We start from the raw sequence: 18,325 nt of genomic DNA, 5'->3' as shown, positions 1-18,325 counted from the left end.
TTCAGTCGAAAGCCATCATGCCGATGGGCGTAACGGCACGCGTGCCCGCGCGCTTGGCAAGTGCGTAGGAAAGGCACTGTTCCACGGCGTCCTGCGGCACAGGTTTTACGATAACGCCTGCGCCGATACCGAGATTGACCACCACTTCCGGATTTGCCGTCATGAAGATCACCACGACGCCGTGGTCCTGCGAAAGCCGCCTCCCGATCTCCGGGCCGGTCTGGCCGTCGGCGAGATTGACGTCGACAAAGGCAATATCTGCGCGGCTGCCGAGTGCCACGGCCTGATCCAGCCGGTTGGCGATGCCGATGACGTCAGCTTCCTCTTCCGCCTGCATAATGGAATCTTCGATATCCATGGCGATGAGAAATTCGTCCTCCACGATCAGCACACGCGGTTGTTCCGTGCGGAAACCCGGTTCGTTTTGCAGGATGTATGCGGACATATGACTGCCTCCATTCCATGCGCTTTAGCGCGGTCGGAAGGCAAACACCTGCCGAAGCAACTCGTTCCAAAGTGAGATAAACATGGTGAATACAGTGTAAACGGACCGGCTTTTCGGCTATCACCTCTAGATAGCGAAGCAGTTGATTCGGTTTGGTTTTCATCCGGGGAAGGGGTCGGAGACAGTCGCCGTAGCGCATCTTTCGCCCCTGGAGCACAAGCCTTTAGCCGCAAGCGGGGCAAAGGCTTGCATGCAAATTCAAAGCGTTACAGCGTCCTTCACGCGCCAGGAAGGACATGCAGGAACGTTGCCGATCATTCGCGTGCCGCGGTTAAAAAACGGCGCGAGACCCTATGAGTTTAGAAAGAGAATAAGACGATGACCCAGTCTCCGCGCGCTCCAATCGCCCGCAATACGCCCAATATCGCTGTTATCGGCGTCGGTGGCGGTGGCGGAAACGCGATCAACAACATGATCGACGAGGGCATCGGCGGCGTTGATTTCATCGCCGCCAATACGGATGCGCAGGCGCTGAAGAAAACCAACGCGCCAAGGCTCGTGCAACTCAGCTCCGAACTTACAGGCGGGCTGGGTGCAGGGGCTGATCCGGAGGTTGGCCGGCAGGCGGCAATCGATTCGCTTGACGAGATCATGGATCACCTCAACGGTTACGACATGTGCTTCATCACCGCCGGTATGGGCGGCGGTACCGGCACCGGTGCTGCGCCCGTCATCGCGGAAGCGTGCCGTGCGAAGAATATCTTGACCGTCGGTGTCGTCACCCTGCCGTTCAGCTTCGAGGGCGCGCGCCGCATGCGTGCTGCCGAATATGGTTTCGCCAATCTGCTTAATACCGCCGATACCGTCATCGTCATTCCCAACCAGAACCTGCTGCGTATTGCGGATGCCGGCACGACCTTTGAAAGTGCCCTGAAGACGGCGGACAAGGTCCTGTCCCTCGGCGTGCGCTGCATTACCGATCTCATCCTGCGCGAAGGCCTGGTCAATCTCGACTTCGCCGATGTGCGTTACGTCATGAAGAATGGCGGACGCGCGCTTATGGGCACGGCGCAGGCCAAGGGTCCAAAACGCGCTTCGGAAGCGGCAGCAGCCGCCATCGCCAACCCGCTGCTCGGCGAACCGTCGCTGAAGGAGGCACGCGGCGCACTTGTGTCGATTTCCGGCGGCAACGACCTGACGCTTTACGAGATCGACGAGGCGATGACGCTTGTGCGCGAGGCAGTCAGCGAAGAGACCGATGTGGTGATGGGCGCGTCCTTCGATCCGACGCTGGACGGCGCTTTCAAGATTTCCGTCGTGGCCACCGGCCTGCGTAACTGAGGTCCCTACCTCGAAGCGGTGCTTTGTAAAAAAGCAGCGATGTCACAAATTGAATTATTGAAGCCGTCGCGGGTAATTTTCGTGACGGCTTTTTGTTGTTTTTGAACAATTATTCCGCCATTCGAAGGGCAGGTGCTGCAACGCGGCGTTGATATGGAAAAAATATAATAGTACTCTTTATGTCGACAAGAGGGATTTGGTTATGACGGATATAATTGCTTCTGCCGAGCGTAAGCGTGGCTCCGGCGTGAAGATGGTCTACGATCTGCTGCGCGACGAGATTCTCGATCTGGTTCTGCCGCCGGGTAGTCCAATCGATGAGGTGCAGCTTGCCGAGCGGTTCAAGATGTCGCGCACGCCCATTCGCGAAGCGCTGGTGCGGCTCTCGGGCGAGGGGCTGATCGATACGCTGCCGAACCGTTCGACCATGGTGTCGAACATCGATTTCCTCAATATGCATACCTATTTCGATGCGCTGGTGCTGATGTACCGGGTGACGACCCAGCTTGCTGCCCAATATCACCGTCCGGAAGATCTGGCCGGCATCCGCGCCCATAATGCGGAATTTGCCATTGCGGTGGAAGAGCAGGACGCGCTGGCGATGATTTCCACCAATGCCGCCCTGCACCTTTCCATCGCCGAAGCCGGGCGCAACCCCTATTTCACCAGTCTGTTCAAGCGTCTGCTGGATGAGGGACGGCGCATCTTGCGGCTGTATTACCAGTCCTATGATGATCGCCTGCCGAAACGTTTCGTCGACGATCACGATGCGATCATAGCGGCGATCGCCGCGCGCGACACCGTTCTGTCCGAGAAACTGGCCCGCGAGCATGCCGAACAGATCGTGCAGCAGGTGCAGAAACTACTGGTGCGCAATGAGCGGCTGGAAATAAATCTGTAGCTTGTCGATTTCTTGTCGACAAATAAAATACAAGATTGTAATGTCCTTGTTGAAAGGGTGGCGCGGAGGTGCGTCCATTCCCGAAAAACTGTCCCTTAGGAGCTAGTAATGACGGCCAGCATTTTTTCCGGCGTGATTCCCGCCTTGATGACCCCCTGCAAAGATGATCGCACCCCCGATTTCGACGCGCTTGTCCGCAAGGGCAAAGAGCTGATCGCCGATGGCATGTCTGCCGTCGTGTATTGCGGTTCCATGGGCGACTGGCCGCTTCTTTCCGATGAGCAGCGCATGGAAGGCGTGGAACGTCTGGTGAAAGCCGGCATTCCGGTCATCGTCGGCACCGGCGCGGTCAACACGGCATCTGCCGTTGCGCACGCCGCCCATGCCCAGAAGGTTGGCGCAAAGGGCCTGATGGTCATTCCGCGTGTTCTTTCGCGCGGCTCGGTCATCGCTGCCCAGAAGGCGCATTTCAAGGCCATCCTTGCGGCCGCTCCCGAAACGCCCGCTGTCATCTACAACAGCCCCTATTACGGTTTCGCCACCCGCGCCGATCTCTTCTTCGCGCTGCGTGCGGAACACAAGAACCTCGTGGGCTTCAAAGAATTCGGTGGTCCGGCGGATATGCGTTACGCTGCTGAAAACATCACCAGCCGCGATGATGAAGTCACCCTGATGATCGGCGTCGATACTGCCGTTGTCCACGGCTTCGTCAATTGCGGCGCAACCGGCGCGATCACGGGCATCGGCAATGTCCTGCCGAAGGAAGTCCTCCATCTCTGCAAGCTGTCGCAGGCCGCCGCCAAGGGCGATGCGGATGCCCGCGCCCGCGCGCTGGAACTGGAGCAGGCGCTCGCCGTCCTCTCCTCCTTCGATGAAGGCCCGGATCTGGTTCTCTACTTCAAGCACATGATGGTGCTGAAGGGCGACAAGGAATATACGCTGCACTTCAACGAGACCGATGCCCTCAGCGACAGCCAGCGCGGTTATGTCGAGGCGCAGTTCAAGCTGTTCAACAGCTGGTACGCCGACTGGAGCAAGCTTCCGGGTGCGGTGCAGGCCTGCAAGGCTGCCTGATTACTTTCTGCAGTGAAAAAGGCCCGCATTTGCGGGCCTTTTTTCGTTTTATGAGGTTCGATAGATATCCTTCGTCATGCCTGATTGGGTTCGGCATGACGAAGGACTGATGTCAGGAGACGGCGTCCATCCCCTGTTCCAGCAGCCGGTCGAGACCGGCGATTTCGGCGGCGGTCAAGGTGATGCCTTCGCTTTCCGATTTGGCGCGTGCAGTGAAGCGGCGGCCGGAGGGCAGGCGGGCACCCTGGCCGATAATGGCGTCGAACAGGATTTCCGCCCGCTGGAAAGGATCGCCCGGACGGCCCTTGGCGAAGGCTTCCGGGGAAAAGGCGACGATAAGCTCGCCATGGAAGGGCGCAAGCGTTGTGGTGCCGAGATACTCCAGTACTTCAGGACTGGTCAGGTCACCGATCATGATACCCGCGAGAAGCTCGATCATGGTGCCGATCGCCGAGCCCTTGTGGCCGCCGAACGGAAGCATGGCGCCGGCAAGCGCAGCCTCCGGGTCGGTCGTCGGGTTTCCGTCGGCATCCACGGCCCAGCCTTCAGGCAAAGATTTGCCCGCGCGACGGTGCAGTTCTATCTCGCCGCGCGCCGCAACAGATGTCGCGAAATCAAAGACATAGGGTGAAGTGTTCTTACGGGGCCAGCCGAAGGCGAAGGGGTTGGTGCCGAGCAGCGGCTTGGTTCCGCCAGTGGGGGCGACGGTGGAATAGCTCGGGCACATGACCAGACCCGCTAGACCGTTCGCTGTCAGCCCCTCGACTTCCGGCCAGAGCGCCGAGAAATGCGTACAATCATTGATGACGAGCGCGGCGATGCCGGTGCGTTTCGCCCGCTCCACCAGAACAGGCAGGCCAAGCTCGAAAGCGGGGTTGGCAAAACCGCCATTGGCGTTGACTTTCACGATCGCTGTGCCGTCGTCTTCGGCCACCTCCGGCATCGCATCGGGCTTAACCTTGCCTGCCTTGACGGTGCGCAGGGCGCCTTCGATGCGGTAGATACCGTGCGATTTGCAGGCGTCACGCTCACCGGCAACAATAACCCGCGCAAGCGCTCCCGCCTGCACGGCATTGAGCCCCGCCTTGCGGAAAATCGCTTCGACCCGCTGAAAAAGCCCGTCGATGGTCAATGTGGTGTTGTCGCTCATCATAATCCTCCGATATTGGGCTCGCACATTTTGAATACATAAAGTATACAACGGTCATTCTATTGCAACTTGTCTTTTCGGCATTCTGCGTCCGGTGCCGATTCCTGCCACAAGCGCCGGGATGAGAGTAGGGCGGAACTGCCCAACCAGGGCGTCATTTTCACGTGCTCTTCGGTCCCGAATTGCAAGCTCGCTGCCGTAGCACTGTTCGCTGCTGCAAAAATTCTTTTTGTATACTCATTGTATTTTTATGTTGATTTATCGCCTCCATGGGGAAATAGTGACCTCGCCTTCAATGGCAGAGCAATTCTGGGAGCAAATCAACAATGAAAAAATCGGTCATCGTCGCCGGCCTGCTGGCCGCCACTTTCGCTATTACTCCGGCCAAGGCCGACAAGCTTGACGACATCATTTCGTCCGGTACGCTGCGCTGCGCGGTCGTGCTCGACTTCCCGCCCATGGGCGCACGTGATGACGCCAACAACCCGATCGGCTTCGATGTCGATTATTGCAACGATCTCGCCAAGGCGCTCGGCGTCACGGCTGAAATCGTCGAGACGCCTTTCCCGGAACGTATTCCGGCGCTGATGTCCGGCCGCGTCGATGTTGGCGTTGCCTCCACGTCCGATACGCTTGAGCGCGCCAAGACGGTTGGCATGACCGTGCCTTACTTCGCCTTCGAAATGGCTGTCACCGCCAACGACAAGTCCGGCGTCAAATCCTTTGAGGACATGAAGGGCAAGACCGTCGGCGCGACTGCCGGTACGTTCGAAGCCATTGCGCTCGAAAAGACCGTCAAGGAATGGGGCGTAGGCGAGTTCCGTCCTTACCAGACGCAGGCCGATGTGTTCCTCGCGCTCAGCCAGGGCCAGATCGACGCCACCGTTTCGACCTCGACCGTTGCACAGGCCAACGTCAAGACCGGCAAATTTGCCGGCATCTCGGTGGTCGGCAAGGCACCCTATGACATCGATTATGTCGCTCTCTTCACCAACCGCGATGAATATGGCTTCATCAATTACCTGAACCTGTTCATCAACCAGCAGGTTCGCACCGGCCGTTACGCCGAACTCTACGGAAAATGGGTTGGCGGCGAAGTTCCTTCGCTCACCGTCAACGGCGTCTATCGCTGATCGGAACTTTTCCCAAACGGCGCGGTCGGATCGATCGCGCCGTTGATCGTTTCTGAAAAGGTGAGACGGTTATGTTCAATTATACATTCCACTGGAATCAGGCGCTGAAGGCTTTGCCGCAGCTGCTGGACGGTGCGGTGGTGACGCTGCAGATCGCGATCCTGTCGATGGTGATCGGTCTTTCCTGCGCCATCGTGCTGACCCTGTTCCGGCTTTCCGGTAACCGGATATTGGGTGCCATTGCCGCCGTCTGGGTGGAAATCGCCCGCAACACGCCGGCGCTGTTCCAGATTTACATGGCCCATTTCGGCCTTGGCAATTTCGGCATTCATCTCAGCCCCTATACGGCGCTTCTGGCCGGCATCGCCTTCAACAATGCGGGCTATCTTGCGGAGAACTTCCGTGGAGCGCTGAAGGCGATACCGGATACGCAAACGCGCTCCGGCCGTTCGCTCGGCATGACGTCGATGCAGACCTTCCGCCTCATCATCATGCCGCAGATGCTGCGCGTCGCCTTCCTGCCCGCCACCAACCAGATGGTCTGGGCAATCCTGATGACCTCGCTCGGTGTCACCGTCGGCATGAATACGGATCTTGCCGGTGTCACGCAGGCCTTGAACGCCCGTTCGTTCCGCACCTTCGAATTCTTCGCGCTTGCCGCGGTCATCTATTACGTGATCGCCAAGATCGTCACTCTTGCCGCCAGATTGCTGGCCGCTCGTCTGTTTCGTTACTGAGAGAGGTGCGCCATGTTTGAAACCGCTCTCACCTGGAGTGATCTCGCCTTCCTTGCCAAGGGCGCGGGGATGACGCTTGCCGTCACCGCCGTTGCCGTGACGGCTGGCACCCTCATGGGGATCATCTTCGGTGTCATCCGCTTCCAGCTCGGGGCCTATTGGTCGCTGCCGCTGACCTTCGTGCTGGATGTTTTCCGCTCCGTGCCGCTCCTCATCCAGCTGGTCCTTGGCAATGCCTTCCAGTCGATCGCCAAGCTCGGCTGGCCGCCATTTACCACCTCATGCGTGGTTCTGTCGCTTTATACGGCGGCCTACTGCACCGAGATCGTGCGTGGCGGCATCGAAGCGGTGCCGTCGAACACGCGCCGCGCCTGCCGTTCACTCGGCATGACCTGGTCGCAGGACATGCGCTACATCGTGCTGCCGCTTGCAACTCGCGTGTCGTTGCCCGCCTGGATCGGCCTGACACTCGGCGTCATGAAGGATTCGGCGCTCGTGCTGTGGCTCGGACTTATCGAGCTTCTGCGTGCCTCGCAGATCCTCGTCACCCGCCTGCAGGAACCGCTGACCATTCTCATGATCTGCGGCGCCATCTATTTCCTTATCAGCTTCCCCATCGCCCGTTTCGGCGGGTATCTCGAAAGACGGTGGTCCCCCAATGATTGAGATCGAAAACGTCCGCAAATCCTTCGGCCCGCTGGAGGTTCTGAAAGGGATCAACCTGACCGTCAACAACGGCGAGGTCGTCACTATCATCGGTGGTTCCGGCTCCGGCAAGTCGACACTGCTGACCTGCATCAACGGCCTGGAGCCGATCGATAGCGGCAAGATCGTCATCGACGGCACCGAGGTGCATGCCAAATCGACCGACCTCAACAAGCTGCGTCGCAAGGTCGGCATCGTCTTCCAGCAATGGAACGCCTTTCCGCATCTGACGGTGCTCGAAAACGTCATGCTGGCGCCGCGCAAGGTGCTTGGAATTTCGAAAGAGCAGGCCGAGGAAATCGCGGTCAAGCAACTGACCCATGTCGGTCTTGCCGAAAAGCTGAAGGTCTATCCGAACCGCATGTCTGGCGGTCAGCAGCAGCGTATGGCTATTGCCCGCGCTCTTGCCATGTCGCCGGAATATATGCTGTTCGACGAAGTCACCTCAGCGCTCGATCCGATGCTGGTGGGCGAAGTGCTCGATACGCTGAAAATGCTGGCCGACGAGGGCATGACGATGATCTGCGTCACCCATGAAATGGCCTTCGCCCGCGATGTGTCGAACCGTGTCGCCTTTTTCCACCAGGGCGTGATGGCGGAAATCGGCACGCCGGATCAGCTTTTCGGCGCGCCGCAGCACCCCGAGACGCAGAAATTCCTGTCGAGCGTGCGGTAATGTCTGCAAACAATGTCATCGTCATAGGGGCCGGCGTTGTCGGCCTCTCGGCAGCTATTGCCGCGCAGGGACGCGGCCTTTCGGTCACGGTTATCGATCGCGAAGGCCCGGCGGCCGGCGCTTCCGCCGGTAACGCCGGTGCCTTCGCCTTCACCGATATCCTGCCGCTCGCATCCCCCGGCATTCTCTGGAAAGCGCCGAAGTGGCTTCTCGACCCGCTCGGGCCGCTCAGCGTCCCGCCTGCCTATGCGCTGAAGATTGCACCATGGATGTTTCGGTTCTGGCGCGCCTGTGCCGCCTCGAAGGTTGAACATTCCACCGCCGCCCAGACGGCGCTGATGGACCTGTCGAAATCTGAACTTGAGCCGTTTCTCAGGAGAACCGACACGATTGCCATGCTGCGCAAGGAGGGCAATCTCCAGGTCTATGAAAGCGAAGCCGAATTCGAAGGCTCGCTTGCCGGCTGGAAGGCGCGCGAGCGTCATGGCATCGAGTTCCGGCACCTCAATGCCGAGCAGATGGCCGAGATACAGCCGGGCATCGCACCGCGTTTCACCTGCGGCACCTTCACGCCCGGCTGGCATTCCATTGCCGACCCGAAGCTCTATACGCTGGCTCTTGCCGAGCATTTCCGCAGCATCGGCGGTCGTATCGAACGTCTCGACATCGCAGCGCTCAGGCCGCTGGAAGACGGTGTGGAAGTGGTGAGCCATGATGGGCGCACCCGCAAGGCCGGCAAGGTGGTATTGGCGGCGGGCGCGTTTTCGCATCGCATTGCCCGTTCGCTTGGGGAAAAAATTCCGCTGGAAACGGAACGGGGGTATAATACCACCCTGCCTTCAGGCGCCTTCGATCTGCGCACGCAGGTGACCTTCGGTGGCCATGGTTTCGTCGTCACGCGGCTTTCGACCGGCATTCGCGTCGGCGGTGCAGTGGAGCTGGGCGGGCTCGAGCTTTCGGCCAATTTCGCCCGCTCCGAGGCGCTTCTCGCCAAGGCGGCAAGTTTTCTGCCAGGCCTGAAAACCGAAGGCGGCAAACAATGGATGGGTTTTCGCCCCTCGCTGCCCGACAGCCTGCCCGCGATTGGTGCGGCGCGCCACACGGCGCGGGTGGTCTATGCCTTCGGCCACGGCCATCTGGGGCTGACGCAATCGGCCGGCACGGCCCGCATCGTCGCCGATCTACTGACGGGGCAAAAAACCGCCATCGATACAAGGGCATTTTCGCCACAACGTTTCTAGAGGATTTTGGCTTTTCTCCGAAACGCAAAAATTCTCTAGTTTTTTTTACGCATTTTCCAGACGTAAAACCGCTACGCACTTTTACTGGAAATGCTTTTGGGGAGATTTTCGATGTCTTCTTCCGGTTCGACAACAGCCGTTCCTCAGGCGCGCAGCATCCTGCCGGGCGCGGCTGAAGGCGTGGTGATTGCCACGACTGAGGCGCTGAGTTTCTGGGGCGGTGTCGATCCCGCCACCGGCAAGGTGATTGACGTGCACCACCCGCTGCACGGCGTCTGTCTCACCGGCGGTGTGCTGTTCATGCCGTCAAGCCGTGGCTCCTGCACCGGTTCTGGCGTTTTGCTCGATCTCATCCTGACGGGCCGCGCACCCTCAGCGCTTGTCTTCTGCGAGGCCGAAGACGTGCTGACGCTCGGCGCGCTGATCGCTGCGGAAATGTTCGGCAAGCGTTTGCCGGTGCTGCGCCTGGACGCGGAGAATTTCGCGCGGTTCTCCCAAGCCTCTCATGTGCGTATCGATGAAAATACCATTGAGGCTGATGGCGTTTCCCTCGCGATCGCGCCGCCTGCGACGACGCATCTCGATCTCAAGAATGACGACAGGGCAATGGTCGAGGGCCGCGACGGCATTGCCGTGCAGCAGGCCATGCGCATCATTGTCGCCATGGCCGCCCAGCAGGGGGCGTCAGCGCTCGTCGATGTCACGCAGGGTCATATTGACGGCTGCATCTATGCCAGCCCCGCCAATCTCACCTTTGCAGAGAAGATGGCGGAGATGGGCGCAAGCGTGCGCGTGCCGACGACCATGAACGCCATCTCGGTGGACAAGGCGCATTGGCGCGCGCAGGGCGTGCCGGAGGATTTCGGCGATCCCGCTGCAAGGCTGGCAGATGCCTATGTACGCATGGGCTGTCGCCCCACCTTCACCTGTTCGCCATATCTGCTCGACAGCGCGCCGCAGGCCGGCGACATGATCGCCTGGGCCGAATCGAATGCCGTGATTTTCGCAAATACGGTTCTCGGCGCACGCACGGCTAAACATCCGGATTTTCTCGATCTCTGCATTGCCTTGACGGGCAGGGCGCCATTGTCCGGCGTCTATCTTGAGGAAAACCGCCGACCGCAACGCATTGTCGATGTCGCTTTGCCTGAGGATATCAATGACGCCTTCTGGCCGCTCATCGGTTATCTCGCTGGCAAGGCAGCCCCCGATTGCATTCCGCTTCTGCGCGGTCTTGGCGTAGCAAAGCCTTCGCGGGATGATCTGAAGGCGCTCTGCGCCGCTTTCGGCACCACGTCTGCGGCTCCCATGCTGCATATCGAGGGCGTCACCCCGGAAGCGGGACTGGAGCCGCTCGAGACGGCGGAAACCGTCACAGTTTCGCTTGCTGATATGGCCGCAGGCTGGTCGCTTCTGAATGAGGGACCAGAGGATGTGCAACTGGTTGCCATCGGCAGCCCGCATGCCTCGCTGGAGGAATGCCGCGCGCTGGCGTCCGCCTTCAACGGACGCAGGCGTCATGCAAATGTTGCCGTCATCGTCACTGCCGGACAGCAGGTCATCGACGCAGCAGAACGGGACGGCACCCTGCAAAGCCTGCAGGACAGTGGCGTCCAGGTACTGCCTGATCTGTGCTGGTGCTCGATTTCCGAACCGGTCTTTCCGACCAGGACGCGCGCGCTGATGACCAATTCGGGCAAGTACGCCCACTACGGTCCTGGCCTCAGCGGCCGCGCGGTGCGTTTCGGCAGCCTTGCCGACTGTGTTGAAAGCGCACTGACCGGCCGTGCTATTTCCCGTCTTCCATCCTGGCTTTCCTGAGGAGCACTAAATGCGCAGTATCAAGACAGTTCACGTCATCTCCGCCCATGCGGAAGGCGAGGTGGGTGATGTGATCGTGGGCGGCGTCAGGCCGCCGCCGGGCGAGACGATCTGGGAACAGAGCCGTTTCATCGCCCGCGATGAGACCCTGCGCAATTTCGTGCTCAACGAGCCGCGCGGTGGCGTGTTCCGCCACGTCAATCTTCTGGTGCCGCCAAAACATCCTGACGCGGATGCTGCCTTCATCATCATGGAGCCGGAAGATACCCCGCCCATGTCGGGCTCCAACTCCATCTGTGTTTCCACCGTGCTTCTGGATGGCGGTATCGTGCCAATGCAGGAGCCGGAAACCCATATGCTGCTTGAAGCGCCGGGCGGGCTTGTGAAGGTGCGTGCCGAATGCCGCAATGGCAAGGCCGAACGCATTTTTGTGCAGAACCTGCCGAGCTTTGCCGCGAAGCTCGATGTAGAACTCGAGGTCGAGGGTCTCGGTACGTTGAAGGTGGATACGGCCTATGGCGGCGACAGTTTCGTCATCGTCGACGCCGAGGCGATGGGCTTCAGCCTGAAGCCGGATGAAGCGCACGAGATTGCCCGTCTCGGCGTGCGCATCACCAATGCGGCCAACAAGGCTCTGGGTTTCGAGCATCCCGAAAACCCGGATTGGCGTCATTTTTCCTTCTGCCTGTTTGCGGGCAAGGTGGAGCGCACCGCTGAGGGCCTGCGGGCGGGTGCCGCCGTCGCCATCCAGCCTGGCAAGGTGGATCGCTCACCGACCGGTACGGCGCTTTCGGCGCGCATGGCGGTGCTGCATGCACGCGGTGAGATGAAAGAAGGCCAGACGCTGACGGCCGTGTCGCTCATCGGCTCCACCTTTACCGGTCGCATTCTGGGAACGACAACGGTGGGCGACCGCCCGGCCATCCTGCCGGAAATATCCGGCCGCGGCTGGATCACCGGCATTCACCAGCACATGCTTGATCCTTCCGATCCATGGCCGGAAGGATATCGTCTGACGGACACTTGGGGCGCTCGATAAGGACGATACACCGTACTTCCCTCATCCCTGTGACCAGCACAGGGATGAGGGAGGGAACGCCTCACCCTCCCACCCGCTTCGTCGTCTCGCGCACGATCAACTCGAACCCGACATCCACCCGCGCGCCTTCGGGAACGGCAGCGCCTTTTTCCGCTTCCAATATGGAAAGCAGCAATTCGCCCGCTTTGCGGCCGATCATCTGGGCGTCTACACGGATCGTTGAAATCGCTGGATAACATTGCCGGCCGATGTCGAAATCGCCGAAGCCGAGGATGGAAATCTGTTCGGGCACATGAATGCCGCGACGATGACACTCCATCAGTGCGCCGACGGCGGAAATATCGGAGACCGCGAAAATACCTTCGACATCCGGCGCCTTCGCCAGCAATGAGCCGAGCGTTTTGGCCCCATGGTCGTAGGAGACTGGGGCGCTGCCCTCGCGGATGATGAGGTCGTCGGCAATGCCGGCTTCGCGAAGTGCAGCACCAAAACCGAGCAGACGGCTTTCGCCGCGCCAGTCCTTCACATCGCCATCCGCACGCGATCCCAGTGCGCCAATTCTCTTAAATCCAAGCGATATTAAATATTTGGCGGCGTTTCTTCCCACTTCATAGTTGGAAAAGCCGACCGCGTGGTCGATGGGATGTTCGGGAACGTCCCAGATTTCCACAATTGGGATGCCGGCGCGCATCAAAACTTCGCTCGCCATCTTGGTATGCACCGTTCCGGCAACGACTATGGCGTCTGGCCGGCGCTCCATCATGGTGCGGATGACGCGCTCCTCCTCCTGGAGATCGTACATGGTATAGCCGATCAGCAGTTGATAGTCGGCGGCGCGCAGAGCATTGGCGAGCCCCTGTGCGCTGTCGGCGAAGTTGGAGTTGGTGAGCGTCGGCAGGATGGCTGTGATGAAATTGGTGCGCCGGGAAGACAGCGAACCGGCGATTCTATCTGGAACATAGCCCAGCTTCTCGATGGCCTTCATCACCTTCTGGCGCGTGTCCTCAGACACCAGCGCCGGATCGGCCAGCACCCGCGAAACGGTCATCTTGGAGACGCCCGCGAGTTTCGAGACGTCGCTCATGGTTGCTTTTTTTGACGTGACTAACGCTGCGGCCAAGGGCGTGCGCTCCACCAAAGCATGTCTCCCTGAATTAGAACCGGTTCAGGACAAGACATACACGAAGATATCAAGGGAAAGCACGCCGCATGATTGCAGATCGGTGCGGCGTGCACCGGATTTATGCGATGCGACGGTAGACGAGGTGATAGAAACGCCCGTCGCACATGCTCATCATCTCGTCCGTCAGCACCCGGCCTTCCAGTCTAACAGGCGAAACCAGCGCTTCTTCCACAGCCTCAATCGACGGATAGTCGATTTCCTGCACCATAATGATGGCCGCCGCGTCCGGGTCCGTACGCTCGGTGCGCATGACGCGCACGGCCTGCGCGTTCGGCATGCGTTTCCAGACCGGCAGAAGCTTTTCCTCGACAATGCGGAAAAACTCCTCCTCCCGACCGGCGTGGATCTTGCCTTCAAAAATTGCCGAGCGTGTATACATGGTTCCCTCCCGAATGAATGCCCGATGCAACAGTTCTGTAGATCGGACTTGCAATGATACCGATAACATGCATTATTGATCCTGCCAAGAACGCGAAATGGTGTCGACCAGAGGAAAATCGATAGCCAGCCAAAATCATTGAATTTCATAGGGAATTCTAACAGTTTTGGATCTTCGCGTATTCTTGGGAGGAGTTTTTTGCAAATCGGGTTGAAATGTTATCGAGAACATTTTTTGGTTTGCGCAAAGGCCGCTGTTCCCGTGCGGACGGCAAATAAAGGGTTGGAGGAGAAACCATGAGCATTTCCAGATTTTTGAAGAACATGACCGTCGCAGTCGGTGTTGCCGCAGCAACGCTAGCCGCCACCACCTCGGCCCATGCCGTCTCGCTCAGCGAGATCACCGCGCGCGGCAAGGTCAAAATCGGCGTTCTCACCGGCGCGCCGCCGATGGGTATGGTGGACGAGAAGGGCAATCCTTCCGGATACGACGTTGATGTCGCCAATCTGATCGGCTCTTACCTGTCGCTGCCGGTCGAGCTGGTGCCGCTGACGCCGCCGGCCCGCATTCCGGCGCTCCAGACCGGCAAGGTCGATTTCCTTGTCGCGACGCTCGCCCCGACCGGTGAACGCGCCAAGACCGTCATGTTCACGCAGCCCTACAGCGCCTTCAACATGGACATCATCTCCGGCAAGGACCAGAAATTCGAAAATCTCGACAGCCTCAAGGGCAAGCGCGTTTCGGTCAATCGCGGTTCCTCGCAGGAAACCGCGCTGCGCAAGGCCAATGTCGAAGGTCTCGAAATCGTCGTCTACGAAGACGATTCCACCAGCGCCCAGGCTCTGCTTGCCGGTCAGGTGGATGCCGTCGCCCTGCCGTCTACTGTTGGTGAGGCGATCATCAAACAGCGTCCGGAAGCCGGTCTGCAGGTCGGTTTCACCTTCTTCCAGCAGGGCAATTCCATGGCGACGAAGATTGAGGATTTCGAGCTGCGTCAGTGGCTGAACACCTCCATCTATCTCATGAAGATGTCGGGCGATCTCGACCGCATCTCGGTGAAGTGGACCGGCCGTCCGCTGCCGCAACTGCCTAGCTTCTGATTGAGCCATTCAACGCGCCCGCCGGGAGAAATTCCGGCGGGCCGGGAAATGTCCACGGAGTGACGCATGTCCTATACATTTCAATTCGGCGCGCTTGCCCAATATCAGAACGAATTGTTGAGCGGCATATGGCTGACGATCAAGCTATCGGTCCTCTCCATCGTGCTCGGTTGCGCTTTCGGCATTCTTTTAGCCTCGCTGCGTTCCATCAATGGCGGTATCGTCCGCATCATCGTGGACGGCTATGTTGAGGTGATCCGCAACACGCCATTTCTTGTGCAGCTTTTCATCGTCTATTTCGGTCTGCCGGGGCTCGGCTTTCGCGTTGGAGCCGATACGGCAGCTCTGATCGGCATGACGATCAATCTTGCCGCCTATTCCACGGAAATCATCCGCGCCGGCATCGAGGCGGTTCACAAGTCGCAGATCGAGGCGGGCGAGGCTCTGGGCTTCACCAAATATCAGATCTATCGTCACGTCATCATCGTGCCTGCCATCGCCAAGGTCTATCCTTCGCTGTGCAGCCAGTTCGTGCTGATGATGCTGGCATCGAGCATATGTTCGGCCATCTCCACCCATGAGCTTGCGGCCGCCGCTGCCTTCGTGGAATCGCAGACCTATCGCTCCTTCGAGGTCTATATCGTCGTCACGCTCATCTATCTTGCGCTGGCGCTCAGCCTGCGGCTCATCCTTGCCCTTGTCGGCATGTGGCTGTTCGGCCGCCGCGTGGCGCGCAAGACGATGACCGCCTTGCCGGAGGTGCAGTCATGACACTCAGAACTTTCGGCTGGAACGAATTCGGCTTCCTGCTCACCGCCCTGCAATGGACCGTGCTTCTGACGATCATTGCGCTCATCGGCGGCGGCCTCGTCGGTTTCTTCGTGGCGCTTGCCCGCACCTCGGATCTGAAGGCGCTGCGTATCGCTGCCGGCACCTATATCCAGGTCATCCAGGGCATTCCGGTGCTGATGATCCTGTTCCTGTCCTATTACGGCCTAAGCCTTGCCGGACTTGAACTGCCGCCACTGATTGCTGCCGGCGCATCGATGACGATCTATACGTCGGGTTATCTCGCCGAAATCTGGCGCGGCTGCATCCAGGCGGTGCCGAAGCAGCAATGGGAGGCGTCGGAGTCGCTGGCTCTCACCCGCGCCCAGCAATATCGCTACGTCATCCTGCCGCAGGCGATCCGCATTTCCCTGCCGCCGACCGTCGGTTTTGCCGTTCAGGTCGTCAAGAATACGTCCATCGCATCGATCATCGGTTTCGTCGAACTGGCGAGAGCGGGGCAGCTTATCAACAATGCCACGTTCCAGCCGTTCCGCGTCTTCGTCGCGGTGGCCGTGCTTTATTTCATCGTCTGCTACCCGTTGTCCCAGCTGTCTCGTTGGCTGGAAAGGAGGCTTCATGCCGGAAGTAATCGTTGAAAACGTTCACAAGAGCTTTGGCGCTCTGGAAGTCCTCAAAGGCGTGTCGCTGACGGTCGGCCGTGGTGAAGTTTTCGCCCTCATCGGCCGCTCCGGCTCGGGCAAGAGCACGCTGCTGCGCTGCATGAACGGGTTGGAGAAGATCAATTCGGGCCGCATCGAAATTGCCGGCCATGCGCTGGGCGGAGATGCCACAGCGCTGCGCAAGCTGCGCACCGATGTCGGCATCGTGTTCCAGAGCTACAATCTTTTCCCGCATCTGACGGTGGGCGAAAACATCATGCTCGCTCCGCGCATCGTAAAGGACGTGGCAAAGTCGGAAACGAAGGAAATTGCCCGCGAGGTTCTGCAACTCGTCGGCCTGTCGGAGAAATTCGATTCCTATCCCGACCAGCTTTCCGGCGGCCAGCAGCAGCGCGTGGCGATTGCCCGTTCGCTTGCCATGCGGCCGAAGGTGATGCTGTTCGACGAGGTTACCTCTGCACTCGATCCCGAACTGACGGAGGAAGTGCTGACGGTCATGGAAAACCTCGCCAAGGGTGGCATGACCATGATCCTTGTTACCCATGAAATGGCCTTTGCACGCCGTGTGGCGACCGAAACCATCTTCATGCACAAGGGTAAGATCTGGGAACAGGGCCGCTCGGCAGAACTCTTCGCCAATCCGCAAACACCGGAACTCCGGCAATTCGTCAAGGCCGATGTGAAATAGCGCCTGATCCACAAGGACATATCCATGACTACTGAAATCGTACAACTGTGCCCGCTGATCCCGGCACTGGAACAAGAACTCGCGCAGCGCTTCACTGTTCATCGCCTGTTTGAGGCGGCAGACAAGGCGGCGTTCCTTTCTGAAAAGGGTGCTGCAATCCGCGGCGTCGTCACCGGTGGCCATATCGGCCTGCCGGCGGATATTGGTGCCGCACTCCCCAATCTCGAGATCGTCGCCATCAACGGCGTCGGTTTCGACAAGGTGGATTTGGCGGAAGCCAAGCGACGCGGTTTCCGCGTTTCCAACACACCGGATGTTCTGACGGCGGATGTCGCTGACCTCGCGCTCGGTCTTGTTCTGGCGCAGGCGCGCAAGCTGCCGCAGGCTGACCAGCATGTGCGCACGGGGCAGTGGCTGAAGGGTGATATGGGTCTTTCCACCCGTGTGGCCGGCCGCCGCTACGGCATTTTTGGCCTTGGCCGCATCGGTCAGGCGATCGCCAAAAGGCTGGAAGGCTTTGATGCGCGTATTTCCTACACCGCCAGAAACCGTCGCGATGTTCCCTATGATTATCACGACAGCATCGAGGCGCTGGCCGCCAATTGCGACGTGCTGATCATCGCCGCCGCCGCCACCGCCGAAACGCGCCATATCGTCAATGCGGATGTGCTGAAGGCTCTCGGTCCCCAGGGTGTGCTCGTCAACGTGGCGCGTGGTTCGCTTGTGGATGAAAAGGCACTGGTCGAGGCGCTTTCGAGTGGCACGATCGGTGGCGCAGCGCTTGACGTCTTTGAGGATGAGCCACGTGTGCCGGAGGCGCTTTTCGCCTTCGAAAACGTCACGCTCGCGCCGCATATCGGCAGCGGCACGCACCAGACCCGGCGCGCCATGGCCGATCTGGTTCTCGCCAATCTCGACGCGCATTTTGCCGGTAAAGAGCTCCCCACACCTGTCGTGTGATGGATAAGCAATTGACGGTTGCAGTCAAGCGCTGCAGCCGTTGCAGTTGCATGAGATTGACTACGAAGTCCTGCAGCTCACGGTTCAGTGCTATGAAGTATTGAATGGGAAAAGCTTGTTTCACGGCGCAGATGCGCCGTGGCTCAATGCCGGCTCAAGGCCGGTATGTTGCAGGAGAGGTTTTGCCTTTGCCGACAATCTGATCGCGCGGTATTTGTCGCGCCATTTCGCTTCAATCCCCCGCCGCCGTTCATATTTATATAATATGTATAATCCTACTATTCTGCTTCCTTATACAGTA

General features: G+C 59.3%; 19 protein-coding genes. 15 read left to right on the top strand and 4 right to left on the bottom strand.

Going from position 1 to position 18,325, the window contains the following annotated elements; all coding sequences use genetic code 11:
* Nucleotide 1: 1 nt before the first annotated feature.
* Entirely contained in the window at nt 2–445 is a 444-nt protein-coding gene (locus tag AB4Z23_RS19795) for a response regulator (RefSeq protein ID WP_004431292.1), read from the bottom strand.
* Between the two features lie 378 nt (nt 446–823).
* Between AB4Z23_RS19795 and ftsZ the strand changes: the two genes are divergently transcribed.
* The 3 genes from ftsZ to AB4Z23_RS19780 all read left to right on the top strand — a co-directional run bounded on the left by ftsZ (nt 824) and on the right by AB4Z23_RS19780 (nt 3,761).
* Nucleotides 824–1,786, top strand: coding sequence for a cell division protein FtsZ (gene ftsZ / locus AB4Z23_RS19790; protein WP_019566702.1), 963 nt, complete (start codon nt 824–826; stop codon nt 1,784–1,786).
* A gap of 202 nt (nt 1,787–1,988) precedes the next feature.
* The gene (locus tag AB4Z23_RS19785) at nt 1,989–2,687 is read left to right on the top strand and encodes a GntR family transcriptional regulator (protein ID WP_004431295.1); all 699 of its coding nucleotides are present in this window, start codon (nt 1,989–1,991) and stop codon (nt 2,685–2,687) included.
* Nucleotides 2,688–2,795: 108 nt separating this feature from the next.
* The gene (locus tag AB4Z23_RS19780) at nt 2,796–3,761 is read left to right on the top strand and encodes a dihydrodipicolinate synthase family protein (RefSeq protein WP_174066311.1); all 966 of its coding nucleotides are present in this window, start codon (nt 2,796–2,798) and stop codon (nt 3,759–3,761) included.
* A gap of 112 nt (nt 3,762–3,873) precedes the next feature.
* Here AB4Z23_RS19780 and AB4Z23_RS19775 read toward each other — a convergent pair whose 3' ends face one another.
* Nucleotides 3,874–4,911 (bottom strand): Ldh family oxidoreductase, encoded by a 1,038-nt coding sequence (locus AB4Z23_RS19775; RefSeq protein WP_111788460.1) that lies wholly within the window; start codon nt 4,909–4,911, stop codon nt 3,874–3,876.
* Nucleotides 4,912–5,237: 326 nt separating this feature from the next.
* On the opposite strand from AB4Z23_RS19775, the gene AB4Z23_RS19770 reads away from it, so the two are divergent.
* From AB4Z23_RS19770 to AB4Z23_RS19740, 7 genes are all read left to right on the top strand, one after another.
* Nucleotides 5,238–6,044, top strand: coding sequence for an ABC transporter substrate-binding protein (locus AB4Z23_RS19770; protein ID WP_013761084.1), 807 nt, complete (start codon nt 5,238–5,240; stop codon nt 6,042–6,044).
* A gap of 71 nt (nt 6,045–6,115) precedes the next feature.
* Entirely contained in the window at nt 6,116–6,781 is a 666-nt protein-coding gene (locus tag AB4Z23_RS19765) for an amino acid ABC transporter permease (protein ID WP_019566704.1), read from the top strand.
* Nucleotides 6,782–6,793: 12 nt separating this feature from the next.
* Nucleotides 6,794–7,447: an amino acid ABC transporter permease gene (locus AB4Z23_RS19760; protein WP_004431304.1), complete on the top strand. Its 654-nt coding sequence runs from the start codon at nt 6,794–6,796 to the stop codon at nt 7,445–7,447.
* Complete coding sequence (locus AB4Z23_RS19755; RefSeq protein ID WP_004431309.1) at nt 7,440–8,162, top strand: amino acid ABC transporter ATP-binding protein; 723 nt, start codon at nt 7,440–7,442, stop codon at nt 8,160–8,162. Before AB4Z23_RS19760 ends, AB4Z23_RS19755 begins: the two co-directional genes overlap by 8 nt.
* A complete protein-coding gene (locus AB4Z23_RS19750) occupies nt 8,162–9,403 on the top strand; it encodes an FAD-dependent oxidoreductase (RefSeq protein ID WP_112152723.1) in 1,242 nt (413 codons plus the stop codon). Before AB4Z23_RS19755 ends, AB4Z23_RS19750 begins: the two co-directional genes overlap by 1 nt.
* A gap of 111 nt (nt 9,404–9,514) precedes the next feature.
* Nucleotides 9,515–11,224 carry a cis-3-hydroxy-L-proline dehydratase gene (lhpI, locus tag AB4Z23_RS19745; protein ID WP_112152722.1) on the top strand — a complete coding sequence of 570 codons (1,710 nt, stop codon included), beginning with the start codon at nt 9,515–9,517 and terminating at the stop codon, nt 11,222–11,224.
* A gap of 10 nt (nt 11,225–11,234) precedes the next feature.
* A complete protein-coding gene (locus AB4Z23_RS19740) occupies nt 11,235–12,263 on the top strand; it encodes a trans-3-hydroxy-L-proline dehydratase (RefSeq protein WP_025594919.1) in 1,029 nt (342 codons plus the stop codon).
* A 61-nt stretch (nt 12,264–12,324) separates the two neighbouring features.
* Here the strand turns inward: AB4Z23_RS19740 and AB4Z23_RS19735 are convergent, their stop codons facing one another.
* Nucleotides 12,325–13,347, bottom strand: a complete 1,023-nt coding sequence (locus AB4Z23_RS19735) for a LacI family DNA-binding transcriptional regulator (protein WP_025594918.1) — start codon at nt 13,345–13,347, stop codon at nt 12,325–12,327.
* Nucleotides 13,348–13,504: 157 nt separating this feature from the next.
* Nucleotides 13,505–13,825, bottom strand: coding sequence for a hypothetical protein (locus tag AB4Z23_RS19730; RefSeq protein ID WP_004431319.1), 321 nt, complete (start codon nt 13,823–13,825; stop codon nt 13,505–13,507).
* 296 nt (nt 13,826–14,121) lie between these two features.
* Here AB4Z23_RS19730 and AB4Z23_RS19725 point away from each other — a divergent pair, with 296 nt between their 5' ends.
* From AB4Z23_RS19725 to AB4Z23_RS19705, 5 genes are all read left to right on the top strand, one after another.
* On the top strand, nt 14,122–14,925 hold the full coding sequence (locus AB4Z23_RS19725) for a transporter substrate-binding domain-containing protein (protein ID WP_004431321.1): 804 nt from the start codon (nt 14,122–14,124) through the stop codon (nt 14,923–14,925).
* 66 nt (nt 14,926–14,991) lie between these two features.
* Nucleotides 14,992–15,696 (top strand): amino acid ABC transporter permease, encoded by a 705-nt coding sequence (locus AB4Z23_RS19720; RefSeq protein ID WP_004431329.1) that lies wholly within the window; start codon nt 14,992–14,994, stop codon nt 15,694–15,696.
* Entirely contained in the window at nt 15,693–16,352 is a 660-nt protein-coding gene (locus AB4Z23_RS19715) for an amino acid ABC transporter permease (RefSeq protein ID WP_003505666.1), read from the top strand. The genes AB4Z23_RS19720 and AB4Z23_RS19715 overlap by 4 nt, the downstream gene beginning before the upstream one ends.
* The gene (locus tag AB4Z23_RS19710; protein WP_111801915.1) at nt 16,333–17,064 is read left to right on the top strand and encodes an amino acid ABC transporter ATP-binding protein; all 732 of its coding nucleotides are present in this window, start codon (nt 16,333–16,335) and stop codon (nt 17,062–17,064) included. Before AB4Z23_RS19715 ends, AB4Z23_RS19710 begins: the two co-directional genes overlap by 20 nt.
* A gap of 24 nt (nt 17,065–17,088) precedes the next feature.
* Nucleotides 17,089–18,024, top strand: a complete 936-nt coding sequence (locus AB4Z23_RS19705; protein ID WP_174066317.1) for a 2-hydroxyacid dehydrogenase — start codon at nt 17,089–17,091, stop codon at nt 18,022–18,024.
* Nucleotides 18,025–18,325: the final 301 nt, after the last annotated feature.

Origin of the sequence: Agrobacterium sp. MCAB5 (assembly GCF_052114365.1) — a bacterium.
Classification (GTDB): Bacteria; Pseudomonadota; Alphaproteobacteria; order Rhizobiales; family Rhizobiaceae; genus Agrobacterium; species Agrobacterium tumefaciens.
The sequence above is the reverse complement of the archived record's forward strand: the minus strand, read 5'-3'. Positions and strand labels throughout refer to the sequence as shown.